This is a genomic window from Chitinimonas koreensis (genome assembly GCF_014353015.1).
GTDB lineage: Bacteria > Pseudomonadota > Gammaproteobacteria > Burkholderiales > Chitinimonadaceae > Chitinimonas > Chitinimonas koreensis.
In genome coordinates this window covers 3592870-3610519 of the sequence record NZ_CP060704.1, presented here as the reverse complement: position 1 = coordinate 3610519, position 17650 = coordinate 3592870, and the positions used below count along the sequence as shown (strand labels likewise).

Here is a 17650-nt window from a genome sequence, read left to right as displayed (position 1 = left end):
GGGACCACGCACATGAACCTGAAGAAACTGGGCGCCGGCCTCGTCGGCGCCGTGGTCCCGCTCGCCGCCGTGCTGCTGTGGCAGCTGGCGGCGAGCCTGGCCTGGATCAACCCGCACATCCTGCCCTCGCCCTGGGCGGTGCTGCAGAAGTGGTACGAGTACGCCACGCCGCTGCTGCCCTACGACCCGAACCAGGGCAGCTACCTCAAGTGGATCTTCTCGGGCGAGCTGATCGCCGATTCGATCGGCAGCCTCTACCGGGTGCTGGTCGGCTTCGCCATCGGCGGCGGCCTGGCGCTGCCGCTGGGCCTCCTGATGGGCGCCAGCAAGCGGGTCTATGCGGTGTTCAACCCGCTGATCCAGGTGCTGCGGCCGATCCCGCCGATCGCCTACATCCCGCTGTCGATCCTGTGGTTCGGCCTGGGCAACCCGCCGGCGATCTTCCTCATCAGCATCGGGGCCTTCTTCCCGATCCTGATGAACACCATCGCCGGCGTCCGCCAGGTCGATTCGATCTACATCCGCGCCGCCCGCAATCTCGGCGTCGACCAGGCGACCATGTTCACCCGGGTGATGCTGCCGGCCGCCACGCCCTACATCCTGTCGGGCGCGCGCATCGGCATGGGCACCGCCTTCATCGTGGTGATCGTGTCGGAGATGATCGCGGTCAACAACGGCCTGGGCTTCCGCATCCTCGAGGCGCGCGAGTACTTCTGGTCCGACAAGATCATCGCCGGCATGTTTTCGATCGGCCTGATCGGGCTGGCGATCGACACGGCGATGAGCCGGCTCAACAACCACCTGCTGCGCTGGCACCGCGGTATCGAATCGTGAGGGGCCGACCATGAGCCAGATCAGCATCAAGAACGTGCAGAAGGTCTTCAAGACGCCCGGCGACGACGTGATCGCCTTGCGCGACATCGACCTCGAGATCCCGGCCGGCCAGTTCGTCTGCCTGCTGGGTCCTTCGGGCTGCGGCAAGTCGACGCTGCTCAACGCGGTGGCCGGCTTCTCGCTGCCCAGCGCCGGCGAGATCGTGGTGCAGGGCAAGCGGGTGACCGAGCCGGGCCCCGAGCGCGGCATGGTGTTCCAGGAATACGCGCTGTTCCCGTGGATGACGGTGGCGCAGAACATCGCCTTCGGCCTCAAGGTGAAGAAGGCGCCGGCGGCCGAGATCGAGGCCAAGGTGGCCTCGCTGCTGGAGAAGCTCAAACTCAAGGAATTCCGCGACCGCTACCCGAAGGACCTGTCGGGCGGCATGCGCCAGCGGGTGGCGATCGCCCGCGTGCTGGCGCTCGATTCGCCGATCATGCTGATGGACGAGCCGTTCGGCGCGCTCGACGCGCTGACCCGGCGCAGCCTGCAGGACGAGCTCTTGCGCATCTGGGACGAGTTCGGCAAGACCATCCTGTTCGTCACCCACTCGATCGAGGAATCGATCTACCTGGCCGACCGCATCGTGGTGCTGACCTACCGGCCCGGCACCATCAAGCGCGACGTGGCGGTCGACATGCCGCGCCCGCGCGATTCGAGCTCGGCCGAGTTCAACGCGCTCAAGCGCGAACTGGCGCAACTGGTGATGGAAGAGCAGTACCGCCATGAGGCGGTGGAGCGGGCCGGGCTGACGACCGACTAGGCGGCGTCGGCCTGGAGGGGTTCACGTAGGAGCGGCTTCAGCCGCGAATCGGCGGCACGGGCACGGCGGCCATTCGCGGCTGAAGCCGCTCCTGCGATCGGCATCCAGGTTGCCCGGTCTTGGGAGGAGGTGGCACGGAGGGTCGGATAAGGAAGTTTCTTCGTAGAACCAGCCCTCACCCTCCCCGTTTCTGCATGGCAGAAACGGGTACCTCTCCCGTGCACGGGAGAGGGGCTAATCGACTCTCAGCGCGCTTAGGGACTTATGTAAGTCCCTTTAAATGCTGATCTCGGCCGAACGTCGGCACCTGATCCGGCATCAGCGAAGCGATATGCCTAGCTGTCGGTTCGCAGATTCACTGACGAGCGTCAGCGAGGCTCCCTCGCGGCGGCGAGGGCGGGGGAGTCGGGTTGAAACAGGGCGGACCGCTGTGTCAGCCCGAGCCGACGCTGAGCACCCGGGTTTCCCGGGTGCCTGCATCGGCCGTCGTCCACACACCACAGCCAATCCAGACAGCTAGGTCCGGAACCGAGCCACCGCCGCCTGCATCGCATTGGCCAGCTCGGCCATCGAGCGGGTCGCGTCGGTCACCTTGCGCACCGACTGCGCGTTCTCTTCCGACATGTTGGCGATCACCTCGACCCGGCCGGCGATCTGGTTGCTGGCCTGGCTCTGCTCGCGCAGCGCGTTGGAGATCTCCTGGTTCACCGTCACCACCCGCAGCGCGTTCTGCTCGATGGTGCGCATCGCCTGGCTCGACGACTGCGCCAGCTCGACGCCGGCGCCGACGCGGCTGACCGCGGTCTCCATGGTGGCGATCGCGGTGCGCGCGCTGGCCTGCATGCCGTCGGTCATGGCGGCGATCTCGCGCGTCGACTGCGCGGTGCGCTCGGCCAGCTTGCGTACCTCGTCGGCCACCACCGCGAAGCCACGGCCGGTCTCGCCGGCGCGCGCCGCCTCGATGGCGGCGTTCAGCGCCAGCAGGTTGGTCTGCTCGGCGATGTCCTTGATCACGCCGAGCACGCGCGAGATGTCGGCGACATGGCGGTCCAGCTCGGTCAGGCTGCGCGAGGTGGCGTCGACGCCCTCGGCGATCTTGCCCATCTCGTCGCCGGCGCGCTCGATCACCGCGTTGGCGGCCTGCGACTCGTGCCGGGTCGCCTCGGTCAGCGCCAGCGCCTCGGCCGCGCTCTGGCTGATGTGGCTGACGCTGACGGTGAGCTGCTCGATCGCGGCCGCCATCGAGGCGGCGGCGTCCGACTGCTGGCTCGAGCCCGCGGCGACGTGGCCGGCATCGTGGCGGATGCGTTCGGCCTCGTCGCGCACGGTGTCGGACTTGCCGTGGATGTCGTGGATGGTGTTGCGCAGGTCGGCCTGCATGGCGGCGATGCTGGCCAACAGGCTGCTGCGGTCGCCGGCGCGGACCGCGACCGGCACGGTCAGGTTGCCCTGGGCGATCTCGCGCACGGTGCGCGCCGCATAGTCGGGCTCGCCGCCGAGCTGGCGCAGGATGCGGCCGCCCATCGCCAGCATGGCGCCGCCGATCACGCCGATCACCACGGCGAGGCCCAGCAGCGCCTGCAGCACGCTGCGCCAGAACTGGTTCTCGATGTCGTCGACATAGACGCCGGTGGCGATGTACCAGCCCCAGGGCTCGAACAGCTCGCCGTAGCCGATCTTGGGCGCCGGCGTCTCGCCCTGCTTGCGCGGGAAGGCGTAATCCAGGTAGCCCTGGCCCGAGGCCAGCGCGCTCGTCCAGGCGCGGCCGAGGTTGAGGCCGCTCGGGGTGGTGACCTTGTTGAGATCGGAACCGATGAACTGGGTGATCGAGGTGGCCAGCTCGATCATGTTGCGGTCGAACACGAAGTAGTTGTCGCCTTCGCCGAAGCTGGTGTGGTTGACCGTCTCGCGCGCCAGCCGCTGCGCCTCTTCGCGGCTGATCTTGCCGGCTGCGGCCTCGCGCTCGAGCTGGGCGAACTGGGCCGCCACCGTCTTCACCTGGTACTGCAACTGCAGCTTGCGGGCGTCGATCAGGCTGGCGCGCTGGGCCAGCAGCAGGATCAGGGTCAGCACCATCATGCCGATCAGGGTGAACACGGCGATGGCGATCAGGCGGGCTTTGAGGCTGAGGCTGGTCATGGAGCTACATCCGGTCGTGGTAACGTCAGCTGACGGTATAGGCGACGAACGGCGTCTCTGCCGGGGAGCCTGCAGGGCCGAGCCCGCGGTCGGAGCGGCGTCGGCCGCGAAGGGCGGCCGCGACACGAATGCCCGTTCGCGGCTGAAGCCGCTCCTACGACCCCGTGCCGGCCAGCACGCCCTCGGCCGCTGCGCGGCCGCTGCGGACCGCGCCTTCGAGCGTGGCGGGGTAGGGGCCGGCAGTGTAGTCGCCGGCCAGCCAGAGCGTGCGGTCGGTGGTGGCGTTGGCCGGCCGCGCCAGGCCGGGCACGCAGGCGAAGGTGGCGCGCTTCTCGGCGATCACCTTGTGCCACTCGGGCGCCGGCAGCTGCGGCAGCGCGCGGGCGATCTCGCCGGCGACCCGTCTGGCCAGCTCGGCCTGGCTCCAGGCCTCGTGCGGCCCTTCGGCGCTGACCACGGCGGCGATCAGGCCGTCCTGGCCGCACAGCGCGCCGCGGTCGAACAGCCACTGCGCGGTGGTGCCGACCAGGCCCAGCATCGGCTTGGGTAGCCGGGTGCCGGCCGGATAGCGCAGGTAGACGGTATAGATCGGCTGCCACTGCCAATCGGCGATCAGCGCGGCCGGTACGGCCAGCGCCGGCGCCTGCTCGGCCAGCATCGCCAGCCGGTGCGGCGGCAGGGCGACGACGACGGCGTCGAAGGTTGCATCGCTGCGGTCCAGCCGCCAGCCGCCGGCCTCGCGCGCCAGCCGCTTCACCAGCGCGCCGCAGTGCAGCCGGCCGCCGCGTGCCTGCAGATAGGTTGCGGCGGCCTCGGGGAACAGCGCCGACAGGTCGAGCCGCGGCAGCAGGAAGTCGCCGGCGGCGCGGTCGGCGCCCATGCTGTCGCGCAGCACGTTGAGCAGCACCTGGGCGCTGGCCGTGGCGATCGGGGTATTGAGCGCGGCCAGCGTCAGCGGCTCCCACAGGCAGCGCACCAGCACCTCGGGCTGGCGATGGGCGGCCAGCCAGTCGGCCACGCTGCAGTCCTGCGCCAGCGTCCAGCCGCTCAGCCGCGCCGCGGCCATGATGCGGATCGCGGCCCAGCGCGCCGGCCAGTCGAGGCCCTCGGCGCGCAGCAGGCCGGCCAGCGTGTGCAGGGGCGCCGGCAGGCGCGGGCAGGCCAGCCGGAAGGCGCGTGCCGGGCCGGCTTGCACGTCGAGCTCGAGCGGCAGGCGGACGAAGGCGTCCGTTTCGCGGAGGCCGACCTGCGCGACCAGGCCGAGCAGGGCGCGGTAGGCGCCGATCGCCATGTGCTGGCCGTTGTCCAGCGCCAGGCCGTCGAGTTCGACGCGGCGGGCGCGGCCGCCGGGCAGCGGGCCGGCCTCGAACACTTCGACCGCCACGCCGGCCGCGGCCAGCGTGGTCGCGGCGGCCATGCCGGCATAGCCGGCGCCGATCACGGCGACGCGCTCAGATCTCTTCACGGAAAATTTCTTTGTACAGCTCGGGGTAGCGCGTCAGCACCTTGCGCGCGCGCTCCGGCTTGATCGGATGCAGGTTGGTGATGAAGTGCAGCTCGCCCGCGGGCTCGATGGCGACCAGCTCGAGGATGAAGAACAGCCGCCGCTCGGGCATGAAGTAGAGCCAGCTCGACGAGCCGTGGCCGTACTTGATGATCTGGTTGTCGAGCTCGACCAGGCGCTTGGAATTGTCGGCGCTGTAGAGGAACAGCTCCGGGTCGGCATCCTCGCGCGCATAGCTGCGCACGATGCGGAACTGCTCGAGCGCCTCGCGCATCTTGCGCCGCCGCACCGCGATGCGGTCGGCGTGGCGCATCTCGAACCAGCCCGCCACCAGGATGGCGACGATCACCAGCGCGGAGAAGACCAGGTACCAGGGCGAGAAGGGCAGCTTGTCCATGGGCGGGCTAGCGATGGCCGTACCAAAGGCCGGCAAGACTCAGGCGGCGCATGCACATAGGGTCGAGCGACATGCGAACGAGCGCAGCGAGGCTCCCTCGCGGCGGCGAGGGCGGGGGAGTTGGGGTGAATCAGGGTGAGGGCCCACGGTTGGGAATCACCGAAGCTAAGTTCCCGGCTTTGCCGGGAACCTGCACGGACCGTCGTTCCCGCACCGCGGCCACTATAAGTAGCCCTCACGCAAGCCACCAGGTTTTCCAGGCCAGCCAGAGCTTACGGATCGGCGTCAGGCTCAGGCGCTGGTTCAGCACCTTTTGCGGCCCGTCGCGCTTGATCTCGTCGAGCGTGGCGCGGTAGATCGCGGCCATCACCAGGCCGGCCCGCTGCGGCCGGCGGTCGGCGCGCGGCAGCGCCTCCAGCGCCTCGCGGTAGAGCGCCTCGGCGCGCTCGATCTGGAAGGCCATCAGCTTGCGGAAATTGTCGGTCTCGCGGTAGGCCAGGATGTCGGCGGCCGGCACGTCGAAGCGCTGCAGCTCCTCGACCGGCAGGTAGATGCGGCCGCGCCGCGCGTCCTCGCCGACGTCGCGGATGATGTTGGTCAGCTGGAAGGCGAGGCCGAGCTTCTCGGCGTAGACGTAGGTCTTGTCGTCGCTGACGCCGAAGATGCGCGCCGACAAGAGGCCGACCACCGAGGCGACCAGGTAGCAGTACTGCTTGAGATCGTCGAAGCGGTTGTAGCGCGCCTGGGTCAGGTCCATCTCCATGCCGTCGATCACCTGCAGCAGCTGCTGCTGCGGCAGCGCCAGCCGCGCCACGTGCGGCTGCAGCGCGCGGGTGACCGGGTGCTGCGGCTGGCCGGCGTAGAGGTTGGCGACTTCCTGGCGCCACCAGTTGAGCGTGGTGCGGGCGACGTTGTCGTCGTGGGTCTCGTCGACCACGTCGTCGACCTCGCGGCAGAAGGCGTACAGCGCGGTGATGGCGCGGCGCGTCTCCAGCGGAAGGAAGCGGAAGCTGTAGTAGAAGCTGGAGCCGCTCTGGGCGGCCTTGTCTTCGCAATATTGATCTGGGGTCACGTCGGCGCCGCGGAAAATCTGGTTGGCATGATTCTAGCCCAGGTTCCGCGCGCGTTCGCGGCCGGGACCGCATCGGGCCGCGCTTTCCGGGCGATTTTCCGTCAGCCCGCCTTGCTGCGCCCCACCCACCACACGCCGCCGATCACCAGCGCCATGCCGGCCAGCTGCATCAGCGAGAAGGCCTCGCCCAGGATGATCCAGCCGAACACGATGGTCAGCGCCGGGCCCAGCGCGCCGATCGCGGCGGTGTGGCCGGCGCCGAGCCGCTCCACGGCGCGCGCCGCCAGCCAGATCGGCAGCACGGTCGAGACGATGGCCATGGCGGCCGACCAGCCCACACCGCGGCCGGCAGCGCGGCCAGCGCGGTGAACGGGTGGGTGAGCGCGAAGTGGGCGATCACGAACAGCGCGGCCGCGCCGCCGGCGATGCCGGCCAGCCGGGCCGAGCCGACCCGGCCGATCAGCGCCGCGGTGCCGAGGTAGTAGCCCGAGTAGGTGAGGCTGCTGAGGAAGACCCAGCCGGCGCCGACCAGCACCGCGGCCAGCTCGCCCTGGTGGCGCAGGTCGTGGCCGAAGGCGGCGACCAGGCCGAGGTAGGTCAGCGCCATGCCGAGCCAGACGCCGCGCGGCACCGGCCGCTTGCGCCAGCTCGCCTCGAGCAGCAGCACCACGGTCGGGTAGGTGAACAGGATCAGCCGTTCCAGCCCGGCCGAGATGGTCATGAGGCCGATGAAGTCGAACAGGCTGGACAGGTAGTAGCCGAGCAGGCCCAGCGCGATCAGCCCGCCCCATTGCCGCCGCGTCAGCGGCTGCCGCTTCGCCGCCGGACTGCCGGCGGTGGCCAGCCAGACGAAGGCCGGCAGCGCGATGGACATGCGCAGCAGCAGCAGCGTGACCGCGTCGACCGGGTAGGCGGCATAGGCGAGCTTGACGAAGATGGCCTTGAGCGAGAACGCCGCGGCCGACAGCATGGCCAGCATGCGGCCGTCGTGGTACCACGGTTCGGTTGCGGGATCGGCGAAGGGCAGCGTCTGGGCGTCGGACATGGCGATGGGCGTCGAATCAGCGGGATGGCTGCATTGTCGTCGGCTGCTGGGCGGCGGAGAATGCCTGTTTTTCGAAGAGGCCTGCGTCGATGACGAAACCCCAGCGCTTCGATCTGACCGACCTGCGCGTGCTGATCGCGGTCGCCGAGGCCGGCTCCCTGTCGCGCGCGGCGGCCGCGCTGCCGCTGGCGCTGTCGGCGGTCAGCAGCCGGCTGCGCCAGCTGGAGGATCGGCTCGACCTGGCGCTGTTCGAGCGCCATGCCGGCGGCGTGCGGCCGACGGCGGCCGGCGAGGCGCTGCTCGAACATGCACGCCGCATCCTGCGCGCGGCGCACGACGCCCAGGCGGCGATGGACGGGCTGGCCGGCCAGCGGCGCGAGCAGCTGAAGCTGTGGGCCAACACCACCGCCAACAGCACGGTGCTGCCGGCTGCGCTGGGCCGCTTCCTGGCCGAGCATCCCTATCTCGACGTGACGCTGGTCGAGCGGCCCAGCCGCGAGGTGGCGCAGGCGGTCGAGCGCGGCGAGGCCGACCTGGGCGTGATCGACGGCGGCTACGAGTCGCCCGGCCTGGTGGTGCTGCCGCTGGGCCGCTACCGGCTGGCGGTGCTGGCGCCGCCGGGCCACGCGCTGGCGGCCGGGCCGGATTGCAGCTTCCGCGAGCTGACGCGCCATCCGCTGGTGGGCCTGCCCGACGGCAGCGCCATGCAGCGCTTCGTCGAGCACATGGCCGCGCTGGCCGGGCTGGAACTGCACGTGCGCGCCCGCGCGCCGAGCTTCGCCGCGATCGCCCGGCTGGTGCTCGGCGGCGCCGGCGTGGCGCTGGTGCCGGAGAGCACCGGCCAGGGCTACCGCGACGCGATGGGGCTGGCGCTGGTGGCGCTGAGCGACGACTGGGCCGAGCGCGAGCTGAAGATCTGCGTGCGCGAGTGGGCGTCGCTGACGCCGACGGTCAGGGCGCTGGCGGGGTTTCTGGCGGGACTGGATTGAACCGGCGGCGGATCGCGGTCGTGCGATTCGAATCGGCGGCCGGCGCGGAAGAGGCGTAGGAGCGGCTTCAGCCGCGAACGACGACGCTGGAACGATCGCCATTCGCGGCCGATGCCGCTCCTGCAGTCATGCGACGGGCAGCGAGGGCTGTGCGGCGGAGCGCCGTAGGACTGGCCGGCGATGCCGCTGACGGCCTGCTCAATGGGTGGTGCTACCGCCGCCATTGCGCGACTGCGGCGCCGCGGTGCGCGGCGGCGTGGCCGAGGACAGCGTGCTGGAGCTGCCGGTCGGCGTCGGCACGTCGGGCACGTTGCCGCCTTCGCCCTCCCAGTTGTGCAGCTCGGCCTTCGGCACCCGCTTGCGGCTGCGGTCTTCGGCCAGGGTGCGGCGCTCGACGCACCAGACGCTGGCGATGAAGGCGCCGAGACCGGCGCCCAGGGCCAGGGCGATCGTGTTGCGGGTCATGGTGGTGTCCTTTCCTGTTCGTTGGGTCGAATGCCGCCGCGGCCGCCGGGACCGTCGCGGCGCGTTCAGTGCGGCATCAGCAGGGCGGCCGGCATGGCGGGCTGCACGGTGTCGAGCAGGCCGGCCAGGTCGTCGGCGTGTTCCTCCTCGACCGCCAGGATGTCCTCCAGCAGGCGGCGGGTGGTCGGGTCGCGCTCGCCGAGCCAGGCGATCATCTCGCGGTAGCTGTCGATGGCGATCCGTTCGGCCACCAGGTCCTCGCGGATCATGTCGACCAGCGAGCCGCCGACCACGTATTCGGCGTGGCTGCGCGCGGTCAGCGTGTCCGGCGCCATGTCGGGCGTGCCGCCGAGCTGCACGATGCGGCGGGCGATCTGGTCGGCGTGCTCCATCTCCTGGCCGGCGTGCTCGGCGAACTCGGCCGCCACGCTGTCGGAATTGAGGCCGGTGGCCATGAAGTAGTGGTGCTTGTAGCGCAGCACGCAGACGAGTTCGGTGGCGAGCGCTTCGTTGAGCAGCTGCACCACGGCGTCGACGTCGGCCTGGTAGCCGGGCGTGACGGCGCCCTGCTCGAGATGCTGGCGCGCGCGGGCGCGCAGCGTGGCGACGTCGCTCAGGATCGGGGTGGCCATGGCGATCTCCTTCAATCCTGGCCGCCGCCGCGGCGCAGGCCGAGCAGGTAGCCGATGGCGATGCCGATCACGGCGGCGGCGGCCAGGCTGCGGCCCGGATGGCGGACCACGTACTGGTAATTGGCGTGCTCGATGCTGTGATAGCGGTCGGCCAGCTGGTCGCGCGTGCAGCCGAGCTTGTGCATCGCGTCGTGGGTGGCGCCGGCGATGGCGGCGCGGGCTTCCTGCACGACCTGGCCGAGGTCGGACTTCACCTGGCCCAGGTCGGTCTTCAGTTGTTCTTTGGCGGGGGTGGACGGGGTGGTCATGCTGTTGCTCCTTGTTCGGTGGGCGGCGCCGGCCGGCCTCGATCGGCCGGCCGGCGGCGGGCGAGGGGCGTGGCGCTAGCGGCGGAACAGGCCCATCACCAGCGTGACCACGAACACGATCAGGAAGATGAAGAACAGGATCTTGGCGATCTCCGCGGCACCGGCGGCGATACCGCCGAAGCCGAACACGGCGGCGATCAGGGCGATCACGAAAAAGACGGCGGCGTAATGCAGCATGGTGTCTCTCCTTCTGATGGACCGCGGCCGCCGTCAACGGCGAGCGGGCCTGCGGCCGCGGTCGGGAGTGGGCGGCGCGGCGGGGGCGAGGGCCGCCGCCGCGCCGGACCGGTCACGCTCAGATCCGGCGTTCCCAGTCGTTCAGCTGCTTCTCGGCTTCGTCCTTGGTGATGCCGTAGCTTTCCTGGATCTTGCCGGCCAGCTGGTCGCGCTTGCCTGCGATCACGTCGAGATCGTCGTCGGTCAGCTTGCCCCACTGTTCCTTGACCTTGCCGGTCATTTGCTTCCAGTTGCCTTCGATGCGGTCCCAGTTCATGTCGTACTCCTTTGCACGGATCGGGTGGGTGGATGACGTTTCCGTCGGCCTGAACCGATGTCCTGGCTGAGTACGGTTTTGCAAGCGCTGTGCCAGGCCGGAAAACGACGGAGATCGGCGCTTTTGCGGGCTTTGCGGGGTGGCGGGCAGTAAGAGTTACCGGGACGGGGTGTAAATTCTGCGAGCGAGGGAGGGGCTTGATGAGCAGGGGAGAGGCTTTGTCGATCGTGTTGTCATGACTGTCGTTTCATCCTGAACCGTCGCTCCCTCACCCTGCCCTCTCCCGGGGTGAGAGGGTGGGGCAGTGCGGCTTTGCGGTCGGTCGTCATGCTTGGCGTTGCCAAACCCCTCATTCAAACCGCAGCCACGTCAGTCCGCGCTGTCGTCCCCTCTCCCCCGGGAGAGGGCTAGGGTGAGGGAGCGCCTGTCGAATGCTCACTGCTAGCTGAATGCTGCCCCTTCCAATTTTCCCGCGCGCGGGAGAAGGCGGTCCGGAGGGCCGGATGGGGCTGTTCTTCGTAGAACCTGCCCTCACCCTCCCCATTTCTGCATGGCAGAAATGGGTGCCTCTCCCGTGCACGAGAGAGGGGCTTTAACGCAGTGCCGCCAATGACCTGCATTTCATCCTGGGCCGTCGCTTCCTCACCCTGCCCTCTCCCGGGAGGAGAGGGTGGGCAGTGAAGCGTTGTGGTCGGTCGTCATGTCTGGCAGCGCGATGCCTAGCTGTCGGGTTCATAGAGTCACTGACGAGCGTCAGCGAGGCTCCCTCGCGGCGGCGAGGGCGGGGGAGTAGGGATGAATCAGGGGAGCGCCCAACGGTTCAGCCCGCTCCAAAGGCAAACGCCCGGCTTTGCCGGGCGCTGTCGCTGCAGGTCGTGCTCAACCGGCGCATCCATATTCAAGCGACTACAACCAATATTCCAACAGCCGCGCACTCCATTCCTTGATGCGCAGCATCGGCGACCGGTCCGCCCATTCCTCCGCGCCGATCCGCTGCGACTCGGCCTGGTCGCGCAGGAAGGCCGCCTTGAGCCGGTCGGCGAAGCCGGCGCCGAGCACGATCGCGTCCAGCTCGTCGTTGTGCAGGAAGCTGCGCCAGTCGAGATTGGTCGAGCCGACGCTGGACCAGACGCCGTCGATCATCACCGTCTTGGCATGCAGGAGCGCATGGCGCCGCTCGTAGATCTTCACGCCGGCCTCGAGCAGCTCGGCGTAGTGCGAGCGGCCGGCATGGTAGGTGATCCACGAATCGGTCTTGCCGGGCAGGATCAGCCGCACGTCGACGCCGCGGCGGGCGGCGTCCTGCAGCGCCTGCACCAGCTGCGGATCGGGCACGAAGTAGGCGTTGGTCACGTAGACCCGCCGCTCGGCGCTGACGATGGCCGAGATCAGCGCGGCGTAGAGCAGGCTGTGGTCGTCGGCCGCGCGGCTGCCGACCGCGCGCACCAGGTCGTTGCCGCGCGGCGGGCTGCCGGGGAAGTAGTTGCGCGCCGGCAGCGGCTCGCCGTGCTGGCGCTGCCAGGTGTCGAGGAAGGCCTTCTGGAATTCGGCCACCACCGGGCCGTCGATCTGCAGATGGGTGTCGCGCCACGGCGTGACCGGCTTGCCGTCGGCCGCAGGCTTGGGCCGGCTGCGGGAGAAGCTGCTGCCGCTGGAATAGACGTGGCTGATGTTGACGCCGCCGAGGAAGGCGGTCTGGCCGTCGACGATCAAGAGCTTGCGGTGGTCGCGGTTGTTGAGCAGCCACTCCTTGCGCACCTTGAGCGGATTGACCGGGTTGAATTCGAGCACCCGCACGCCGGCCTGGCGCAGCGTGTCGAAGAAGGCGGCCGGCGTGCCGAGCGAGCCGATGCTGTCGTACAGGATGTTGACCTGCACGCCCTCGGCCTGCTTGGCCAGCAGGAGGTCGACGAAACGGCGGCCCATCTCGTCGTCCTCGAAGATGTAGACCTCGAGATTGATGTGGTCGCGCGCGCCTTCGAGCGCCTTGAACATGGCCGCATAGGTGTCCGGCCCGTCGAGCAGCAGGGTGGTACGGTTGCCCAGCACCAGCGGGCTGCCGACCAGCGCGCCCTCGAGCGCGACGTGGCGTTCGAGGATGTCGATGTCGCCGCGTTCGCGCTTGAGCCGGGCCAGGATGGCCGCGCGCTGGGCCTGCGGCAGCACGCCGTGCGCGCCGCGCATCTGCGGGGTGGCGACCGGCGCGGCCTGGGCCTGCTCGTGCAGCTCGGGCAGGCTGGCGCAGCCGACGCAGGAAGCGAGCAGGCCGAGGGCCAGTACGGCGGCCAGCAGCCAGTGACGCCGGGTCGCTAGCCAGGCGCCGTGCAAGCGCGATTCGGGGTGCATGGCCGGTTCTCCTGCCTGCCGTTGCGTTCGGTCCGCGGGCATCCCGGGATCGCCGGTATCGATACCGCCACGTCCGCTCGAGCGGCGCTCCTTCCGGTGCGCCGCATCGCCGCCGTGCCGCAGGGCGGCAGGCGCGAGGAGCCTGCCGCGCCCGATCGGCGCCGGTCAGTCCGTCAAGGCTTGACGGTGAGCTGGCTGTTCACGCTCTTGACGCCCTCGACGCCCTGGGCGACGCGGGCGACGTTGTCGGCGGTGGTCTGCGAATCGACGTTGCCGCGCACGGTGACCGCGCCGTCCTTGGTGTCGACGTCGAGCTTCAGCGTCTTGAGGCCGGCGTCGGCGGCCAGCGCGGCCTTGACCTTGGTGGTGACGGTGGCGTCGTCGATCGCCTGGCCGGCCTTCTCGCCGGCATTCTCGATCTGGGCGCCGGCACTGCTGCCGTCGGCCGGCGGCATGTCGCTGCTCGGCATCGGCGTCGGGACGTCGGTCGGCGCCACCGGGGCGGTGTCGGTGGTGGGCGGCGGCTGGTCGGCGGGGCGGCGGTCGCAGCCGGCGAGACCCAGGGTGGCCAGCGCGGCGGCCAGCAGGACGGGGAAGAGTGGCGAGCGTTGCATGGGAGACCTCCTGTTGAGTAATGGACGAGCCCGGTCGGCGACTCGATGCCCGTGGTGGCAGCAAGCGCCATGCCTGGCGGATTCATCCATTGCGAGGACGGACATGCAGGCCGCGTGGCGGCTGGATCGACGGCGGACGACCGGCCGAAGCCGCCGCGCGGTGCGGCGGTGGAAGGGCAGGGGACGCGGCGCAAGAAATTACAGGCTGGTTTGTAAAGTTTGCTGCGCGCGGCGGTGGCGGCGTGACCGCCGCGATGCGGCCGGTCGGCCCGGCGGGCGTCCGCCATGCCGCCATCCGCCATCGCCCGCGCAGTGACTAGTCAGAAAGCCCTACGGCCACCCGTTCGCCCGGCGAATGGTGGGCCGGCAGCCCGCCCCATAAGCTGGCCTCCACGATCCAGAACGAACGTGGGAGCACGAAAATGGGCGACGATCCTTCGGCCGGCGGCAAGGCGACTTCCGTACTGATATCCAGCACCTTCGCCTTCACCGTCTGTTTCGCGGTGTGGATGATGTTCGCGGTGCTGGGCATCCCGATCAAACGCCAGCTCGGCCTCAACGAGACCGAATTCGGCCTCCTGGCCGCCATGCCGGTGCTGACCGGCTCGCTGGTCCGCGTGCCGCTGGGCATCTGGACCGACCGCTACGGCGGCCGCATCGTGCTGTTCGTGCTGATGCTGTCCACCGTGCCGGCGATCTGGCTGATGAGCTACGCCACCGCCTACTGGCAGTTCCTCGTGCTGGCGCTGTTCGTCGGCCTCGCCGGCGGCTCGTTCTCGGTCGGCACGCCCTACGTGGCGCGCTGGTTTCCCAGGCAGCGCCAGGGTTTCGCCATGGGGGTGTTCGGCGCCGGCAATTCCGGCTCGGCGCTGACCAAGTTCGTGGCGCCCAGCCTGATCGTGGCGGCCGGCGGCAGCTGGACCATCGTGCCCAAGGTCTACGCCGCCGCCATGCTGGTCACCGCGCTGCTGTTCTGGTGCTTCTCGGCCAGCCGGCCCGAGCACCGGGTGCAGTCCACTAGCGGCATCGCCGACCAGCTGCGCATGCTGCGCGACCCGCGGGTGTGGCGCTATTGCCAGTACTACTCGGTGGTGTTCGGCGGCTACGTCGGCCTCGCGCTGTGGATGACCCAGTACTACATCGGCGAATACGGTTTCGACATGAAGCATGCCGCGCTGCTGGCCGCCTGCTTCTCGCTGCCCGGCGGCGTGCTGCGCGCGCTCGGCGGCTGGATCTCGGACCGCTACGGCGCCTACCGCACCACCTGGTGGGTGATGTGGCTGTGCTGGGTCGCCTTCTTCCTGCTCAGCTATCCGCAGACCCGGTTCACCATCGCCACCGTCGGCGGCCCGCAGACCTTCCACATCGGCCTGGACGCCACGCTGTTCACCGCGCTGCTGTTCACCGTCGGCATCGCGATGGCGATCGGCAAGGCCTCCGTTTTCAAGTTCATCTCCGACGAGTTCGGCGACCGCATCGGCGCGGTGTCCGGCATCGTCGGCCTGGCCGGCGGGCTCGGCGGCTTCGTGCTGCCGATCCTGTTCGGCCTCTTGCTGGACCTGACCGGCATCCGCTCCAGCGCCTTCATGCTGCTGTACGGCACCGTCTGCGTCGCGCTGGTCTTCATGCACTTCAGCTTCCGGCCCGAGCGCGCCGAGCGCGATCTGCGCGCGCTGGAGACCCGGTCCGCCTGAGCCCTCGATTCCAACTGCGGGGCGCGCAGGCGCCCCTTTCCCGGGAGTGTGAACATGTCTGCCCATGTGTTGAAACGCTGGGAGCCGGAGAACCTCGGCTTCTGGCAGCAAAGCGGCGCGCGCATCGCCAACCGCAATCTGTGGATCTCGATCCCGGCGCTGATGCTGGCCTTCAGCGTCTGGATGCTGTGGAGCGTGGTGGTGGTCAACCTCGACAAGGCCGGCTTCCAGCTGTCCAAGAACCAGATGTTCTGGCTCACCGCGCTGCCGGCGCTGTCCGGCGCCACGCTGCGCATCTTCTATTCCTTCCTGGTGCCGATCTTCGGCGGCCGGCGCTGGACCGCCATCTCGACCGCCAGCCTGCTGGTGCCGGCGATCGGCATGGGCTTCGCGCTGCGCGATCCGTCGACCGGCTTCCCGACGCTGCTGGTGCTGGCGCTGCTGTGCGGCCTCGGCGGCGGCAACTTCAGCTCCAGCATGGCCAACATCAGCTTCTTCTTCCCCAAGTCGAAGAAGGGCCTGGCCACCGGCCTCAACGCCGGCATCGGCAACCTCGGCGTGTCGCTGGCGCAGTTCGCGGTGCCGCTGGTGATCTCATTCGGCCTGTTCGGCGCCTTCGGCGGCGAGCCGCAGCAGTTCGCCCAGGGCGGCGTGGAGAAGAACATCTGGCTGCAGAACGCCGGCTTCTTCTGGGTGCCGTTCATCGCGGTCGCCAGCATCGCCGCCTGGTTCGGCATGAATGACATCGCCGACGCGCGCGCCTCGTTCGCCGACCAGGCGGTGATCTTCAAGCGCAAGCACAACTGGCTGATGTGCTGGCTCTACGTCGGCACCTTCGGCTCCTTCATCGGCTTCTCGGCCGGCCTGGCGATGCTGACCAAGTCGCAGTTCCCCGGCATCGATCCGACCGCCTATGCCTTCCTCGGCCCGCTGGTGGGCGCGCTGGCGCGGCCGCTCGGCGGCTGGGTGTCGGACAAGCTCGGCGGCGCCCGCGTCACGCTGTGGACCTTCGCCGCCATGATCGTCGCGGTGCTCGGCGTGCTGCACTACTTGCCGCAGGGCGGCCAGGGCGGCGATTTCTACGGCTTCCTGGCGATGTTCATCGTGCTGTTCGCGCTGACCGGCATCGGCAACGGTTCGACCTTCCGCATGATCCCGGTGATCTTCCTGACCGAGCGGCAGCGCGCGGCGCAAGGGCAGGGCGAAGCGGCCGAGCGCCGCGCCGTCGCCGACGCCGGCAAGGAAGCGGCGGCGGTGCTGGGCTTCTCCGGCGCGATCGGCGCCTACGGCGGCTTCTTCATCCCCAAGAGTTTCGGCACCTCGCTGGAGCTGACCGGCAGCGTCGAGGCCGCGCTGCTGTGCTTCATCGGCTTCTACCTGAGCTGCGTGGTCATCACCTGGTGGTGGTATGCGCGGCGCAATGCGCCGATGCCGTGCTGAGGCGGTTTCGACTCTTCTCCCGCGCGCGGGAGAAGGTGGCCCGAAGGACCGGATGAGAGCTGGTTCATCAAACCACAGCCCTCACCCCAACCCCTCTCCCGTGCACGGGAGAGGGGCTAAACGCAGCGCGCTATGCATCGAACGCAGCCTTTCCGCCTGCGCCGCCGTTCCCCTTCTCCCGCGCGCGGGAGAAGGTGGCCCGGAGGGCCGGATGAGGGCTGGTCTTCGTAGAACCAGCCCTCACCCTACGCCGGGCGCCCCCAACCCCTCTCCCGTACACGGGAGAGGGGCTATAACGAGCGCACTTAGCTGAAAAATCCCCAATCGATCGGGTGGCGAACATGGACGCGTGGTACTGCAAATCGCTCGGCGACGGCATGAGCGCCCACCTGCCGATGCACGACATCGCCGAGCTGTTCCGCCCCATGCATGCGGCCGCCGGCCATCCGCCGGCGATGGCGGTGTTCACCCGCCACGAATCGGACGGTCATCTGCACTGCGAGGTGACCGTCTTCTTCTCGCCGGCCGCCGCCGAGCTGGCCAGGGCGCTGGGCGCGATCGCCTGCCCCGAGCCGGCGCCCGAGCGGCTCGACCTGCTGGCCGGCAGCCCGGCCAGCTTCGCGCTGCTGTTTCCCGCCGCCGGTACGCCATAGGCACCGTTCCGGTCGAGCCGGCTTGGTAGGTCGGACTTCAGTCCGACTGCGGCATCGATCGGCGACGCCGTCGGACTGAAGTCCGACCTACCTTGGCCGGGCGGCCCGCCCTTCGTAGGAGCGGCTTCAGCCGCGAATGGCTGTTTCATCCACCGCCATGGCG

General features: G+C 69.6%; 19 protein-coding genes. 6 read left to right on the top strand and 13 right to left on the bottom strand.

The window, feature by feature from the left end; genetic code table 11:
* Window positions 1-12: 12 nt before the first annotated feature.
* Both H9L41_RS14945 and H9L41_RS14940 read left to right on the top strand, forming a co-directional pair.
* On the top strand, window positions 13-834 hold the full coding sequence (locus H9L41_RS14945; protein ID WP_028444501.1) for an ABC transporter permease: 822 nt from the start codon (window positions 13-15) through the stop codon (window positions 832-834).
* A 10-nt stretch (window positions 835-844) separates the two neighbouring features.
* Window positions 845-1636 carry an ABC transporter ATP-binding protein gene (locus H9L41_RS14940; protein ID WP_028444500.1) on the top strand — a complete coding sequence of 264 codons (792 nt, stop codon included), beginning with the start codon at window positions 845-847 and terminating at the stop codon, window positions 1634-1636.
* 516 nt (window positions 1637-2152) lie between these two features.
* On the opposite strand, the gene H9L41_RS14935 is transcribed toward H9L41_RS14940, so the two are convergent.
* The 6 genes from H9L41_RS14935 to H9L41_RS14915 form a co-directional block, all read right to left on the bottom strand.
* Window positions 2153-3775, bottom strand: a complete 1623-nt coding sequence (locus H9L41_RS14935) for a methyl-accepting chemotaxis protein (protein ID WP_028444499.1) — start codon at window positions 3773-3775, stop codon at window positions 2153-2155.
* Window positions 3776-3929: 154 nt separating this feature from the next.
* Window positions 3930-5240, bottom strand: a complete 1311-nt coding sequence (hpnE, locus tag H9L41_RS14930; protein ID WP_028444498.1) for a hydroxysqualene dehydroxylase HpnE — start codon at window positions 5238-5240, stop codon at window positions 3930-3932.
* Window positions 5227-5676 carry a hypothetical protein gene (locus tag H9L41_RS14925; protein WP_028444497.1) on the bottom strand — a complete coding sequence of 150 codons (450 nt, stop codon included), beginning with the start codon at window positions 5674-5676 and terminating at the stop codon, window positions 5227-5229. Before H9L41_RS14925 ends, hpnE begins: the two co-directional genes overlap by 14 nt.
* Window positions 5677-5911: 235 nt before the next feature.
* On the bottom strand, window positions 5912-6748 hold the full coding sequence (hpnD, locus tag H9L41_RS14920; RefSeq protein WP_028444496.1) for a presqualene diphosphate synthase HpnD: 837 nt from the start codon (window positions 6746-6748) through the stop codon (window positions 5912-5914).
* A 101-nt stretch (window positions 6749-6849) separates the two neighbouring features.
* The gene (locus tag H9L41_RS24960) at window positions 6850-7068 is read right to left on the bottom strand and encodes an EamA family transporter (RefSeq protein WP_265583801.1); all 219 of its coding nucleotides are present in this window, start codon (window positions 7066-7068) and stop codon (window positions 6850-6852) included.
* The gene (locus H9L41_RS14915; protein WP_265583800.1) at window positions 6963-7793 is read right to left on the bottom strand and encodes a DMT family transporter; all 831 of its coding nucleotides are present in this window, start codon (window positions 7791-7793) and stop codon (window positions 6963-6965) included. The genes H9L41_RS24960 and H9L41_RS14915 overlap by 106 nt, the downstream gene beginning before the upstream one ends.
* Window positions 7794-7882: 89 nt before the next feature.
* Between H9L41_RS14915 and H9L41_RS14910 the strand changes: the two genes are divergently transcribed.
* Complete coding sequence (locus H9L41_RS14910) at window positions 7883-8782, top strand: LysR substrate-binding domain-containing protein (RefSeq protein WP_028444494.1); 900 nt, start codon at window positions 7883-7885, stop codon at window positions 8780-8782.
* Window positions 8783-8980: 198 nt separating this feature from the next.
* On the opposite strand, the gene H9L41_RS14905 is transcribed toward H9L41_RS14910, so the two are convergent.
* The 7 genes from H9L41_RS14905 to H9L41_RS14875 all read right to left on the bottom strand — a co-directional run bounded on the left by H9L41_RS14905 (window position 8981) and on the right by H9L41_RS14875 (window position 13700).
* Window positions 8981-9247: a hypothetical protein gene (locus H9L41_RS14905; RefSeq protein WP_028444493.1), complete on the bottom strand. Its 267-nt coding sequence runs from the start codon at window positions 9245-9247 to the stop codon at window positions 8981-8983.
* A 65-nt stretch (window positions 9248-9312) separates the two neighbouring features.
* Window positions 9313-9879 (bottom strand): ferritin-like domain-containing protein, encoded by a 567-nt coding sequence (locus H9L41_RS14900; protein ID WP_034605860.1) that lies wholly within the window; start codon window positions 9877-9879, stop codon window positions 9313-9315.
* 11 nt (window positions 9880-9890) lie between these two features.
* Complete coding sequence (locus H9L41_RS14895) at window positions 9891-10187, bottom strand: DUF883 family protein (protein WP_028444492.1); 297 nt, start codon at window positions 10185-10187, stop codon at window positions 9891-9893.
* Window positions 10188-10262: 75 nt separating this feature from the next.
* Window positions 10263-10424 (bottom strand): DUF1328 domain-containing protein, encoded by a 162-nt coding sequence (locus H9L41_RS14890; RefSeq protein ID WP_028444491.1) that lies wholly within the window; start codon window positions 10422-10424, stop codon window positions 10263-10265.
* 118 nt (window positions 10425-10542) lie between these two features.
* Complete coding sequence (locus H9L41_RS14885) at window positions 10543-10740, bottom strand: CsbD family protein (protein WP_028444490.1); 198 nt, start codon at window positions 10738-10740, stop codon at window positions 10543-10545.
* A gap of 906 nt (window positions 10741-11646) precedes the next feature.
* A complete protein-coding gene (gene cls / locus H9L41_RS14880) occupies window positions 11647-13086 on the bottom strand; it encodes a cardiolipin synthase (RefSeq protein WP_084299688.1) in 1440 nt (479 codons plus the stop codon).
* Window positions 13087-13259: 173 nt separating this feature from the next.
* The gene (locus tag H9L41_RS14875) at window positions 13260-13700 is read right to left on the bottom strand and encodes a BON domain-containing protein (RefSeq protein WP_028444488.1); all 441 of its coding nucleotides are present in this window, start codon (window positions 13698-13700) and stop codon (window positions 13260-13262) included.
* A 422-nt stretch (window positions 13701-14122) separates the two neighbouring features.
* Between H9L41_RS14875 and H9L41_RS14870 the strand changes: the two genes are divergently transcribed.
* The 3 genes from H9L41_RS14870 to H9L41_RS14860 all read left to right on the top strand — a co-directional run bounded on the left by H9L41_RS14870 (window position 14123) and on the right by H9L41_RS14860 (window position 17487).
* Window positions 14123-15394 (top strand): MFS transporter, encoded by a 1272-nt coding sequence (locus tag H9L41_RS14870; RefSeq protein ID WP_034605859.1) that lies wholly within the window; start codon window positions 14123-14125, stop codon window positions 15392-15394.
* A 54-nt stretch (window positions 15395-15448) separates the two neighbouring features.
* Complete coding sequence (locus H9L41_RS14865; RefSeq protein ID WP_028444486.1) at window positions 15449-16834, top strand: NarK family nitrate/nitrite MFS transporter; 1386 nt, start codon at window positions 15449-15451, stop codon at window positions 16832-16834.
* A 341-nt stretch (window positions 16835-17175) separates the two neighbouring features.
* Window positions 17176-17487 carry a hypothetical protein gene (locus H9L41_RS14860; RefSeq protein WP_028444485.1) on the top strand — a complete coding sequence of 104 codons (312 nt, stop codon included), beginning with the start codon at window positions 17176-17178 and terminating at the stop codon, window positions 17485-17487.
* The last annotated feature ends 163 nt before the right edge of the window (window positions 17488-17650 follow it).

Bases quoted from the DNA above. Each gene is read 5' to 3' on its own strand.
- H9L41_RS24960 (WP_265583801.1), bottom strand. From the start codon at position 7,068: ATGGCCATCGTCTCGACCGTGCTGCCGATCTGGCTGGCGGCGCGCGCC.
- H9L41_RS14910 (WP_028444494.1), top strand. From the start codon at position 7,883: ATGACGAAACCCCAGCGCTTCGATCTGACCGACCTGCGCGTGCTGATC.
- H9L41_RS14900 (WP_034605860.1), bottom strand. From the start codon at position 9,879: ATGGCCACCCCGATCCTGAGCGACGTCGCCACGCTGCGCGCCCGCGCG.
- H9L41_RS14905 (WP_028444493.1), bottom strand. From the start codon at position 9,247: ATGACCCGCAACACGATCGCCCTGGCCCTGGGCGCCGGTCTCGGCGCC.
- H9L41_RS14875 (WP_028444488.1), bottom strand. From the start codon at position 13,700: ATGCAACGCTCGCCACTCTTCCCCGTCCTGCTGGCCGCCGCGCTGGCC.
- cls (WP_084299688.1), bottom strand. From the start codon at position 13,086: ATGCACCCCGAATCGCGCTTGCACGGCGCCTGGCTAGCGACCCGGCGT.
- H9L41_RS14925 (WP_028444497.1), bottom strand. From the start codon at position 5,676: ATGGACAAGCTGCCCTTCTCGCCCTGGTACCTGGTCTTCTCCGCGCTG.
- H9L41_RS14915 (WP_265583800.1), bottom strand. From the start codon at position 7,793: ATGTCCGACGCCCAGACGCTGCCCTTCGCCGATCCCGCAACCGAACCG.
- H9L41_RS14870 (WP_034605859.1), top strand. From the start codon at position 14,123: ATGGGCGACGATCCTTCGGCCGGCGGCAAGGCGACTTCCGTACTGATA.
- H9L41_RS14865 (WP_028444486.1), top strand. From the start codon at position 15,449: ATGTCTGCCCATGTGTTGAAACGCTGGGAGCCGGAGAACCTCGGCTTC.
- H9L41_RS14860 (WP_028444485.1), top strand. From the start codon at position 17,176: ATGGACGCGTGGTACTGCAAATCGCTCGGCGACGGCATGAGCGCCCAC.
- H9L41_RS14945 (WP_028444501.1), top strand. From the start codon at position 13: ATGAACCTGAAGAAACTGGGCGCCGGCCTCGTCGGCGCCGTGGTCCCG.
- H9L41_RS14940 (WP_028444500.1), top strand. From the start codon at position 845: ATGAGCCAGATCAGCATCAAGAACGTGCAGAAGGTCTTCAAGACGCCC.
- H9L41_RS14890 (WP_028444491.1), bottom strand. From the start codon at position 10,424: ATGCTGCATTACGCCGCCGTCTTTTTCGTGATCGCCCTGATCGCCGCC.
- H9L41_RS14935 (WP_028444499.1), bottom strand. From the start codon at position 3,775: ATGACCAGCCTCAGCCTCAAAGCCCGCCTGATCGCCATCGCCGTGTTC.
- H9L41_RS14885 (WP_028444490.1), bottom strand. From the start codon at position 10,740: ATGAACTGGGACCGCATCGAAGGCAACTGGAAGCAAATGACCGGCAAG.
- H9L41_RS14895 (WP_028444492.1), bottom strand. From the start codon at position 10,187: ATGACCACCCCGTCCACCCCCGCCAAAGAACAACTGAAGACCGACCTG.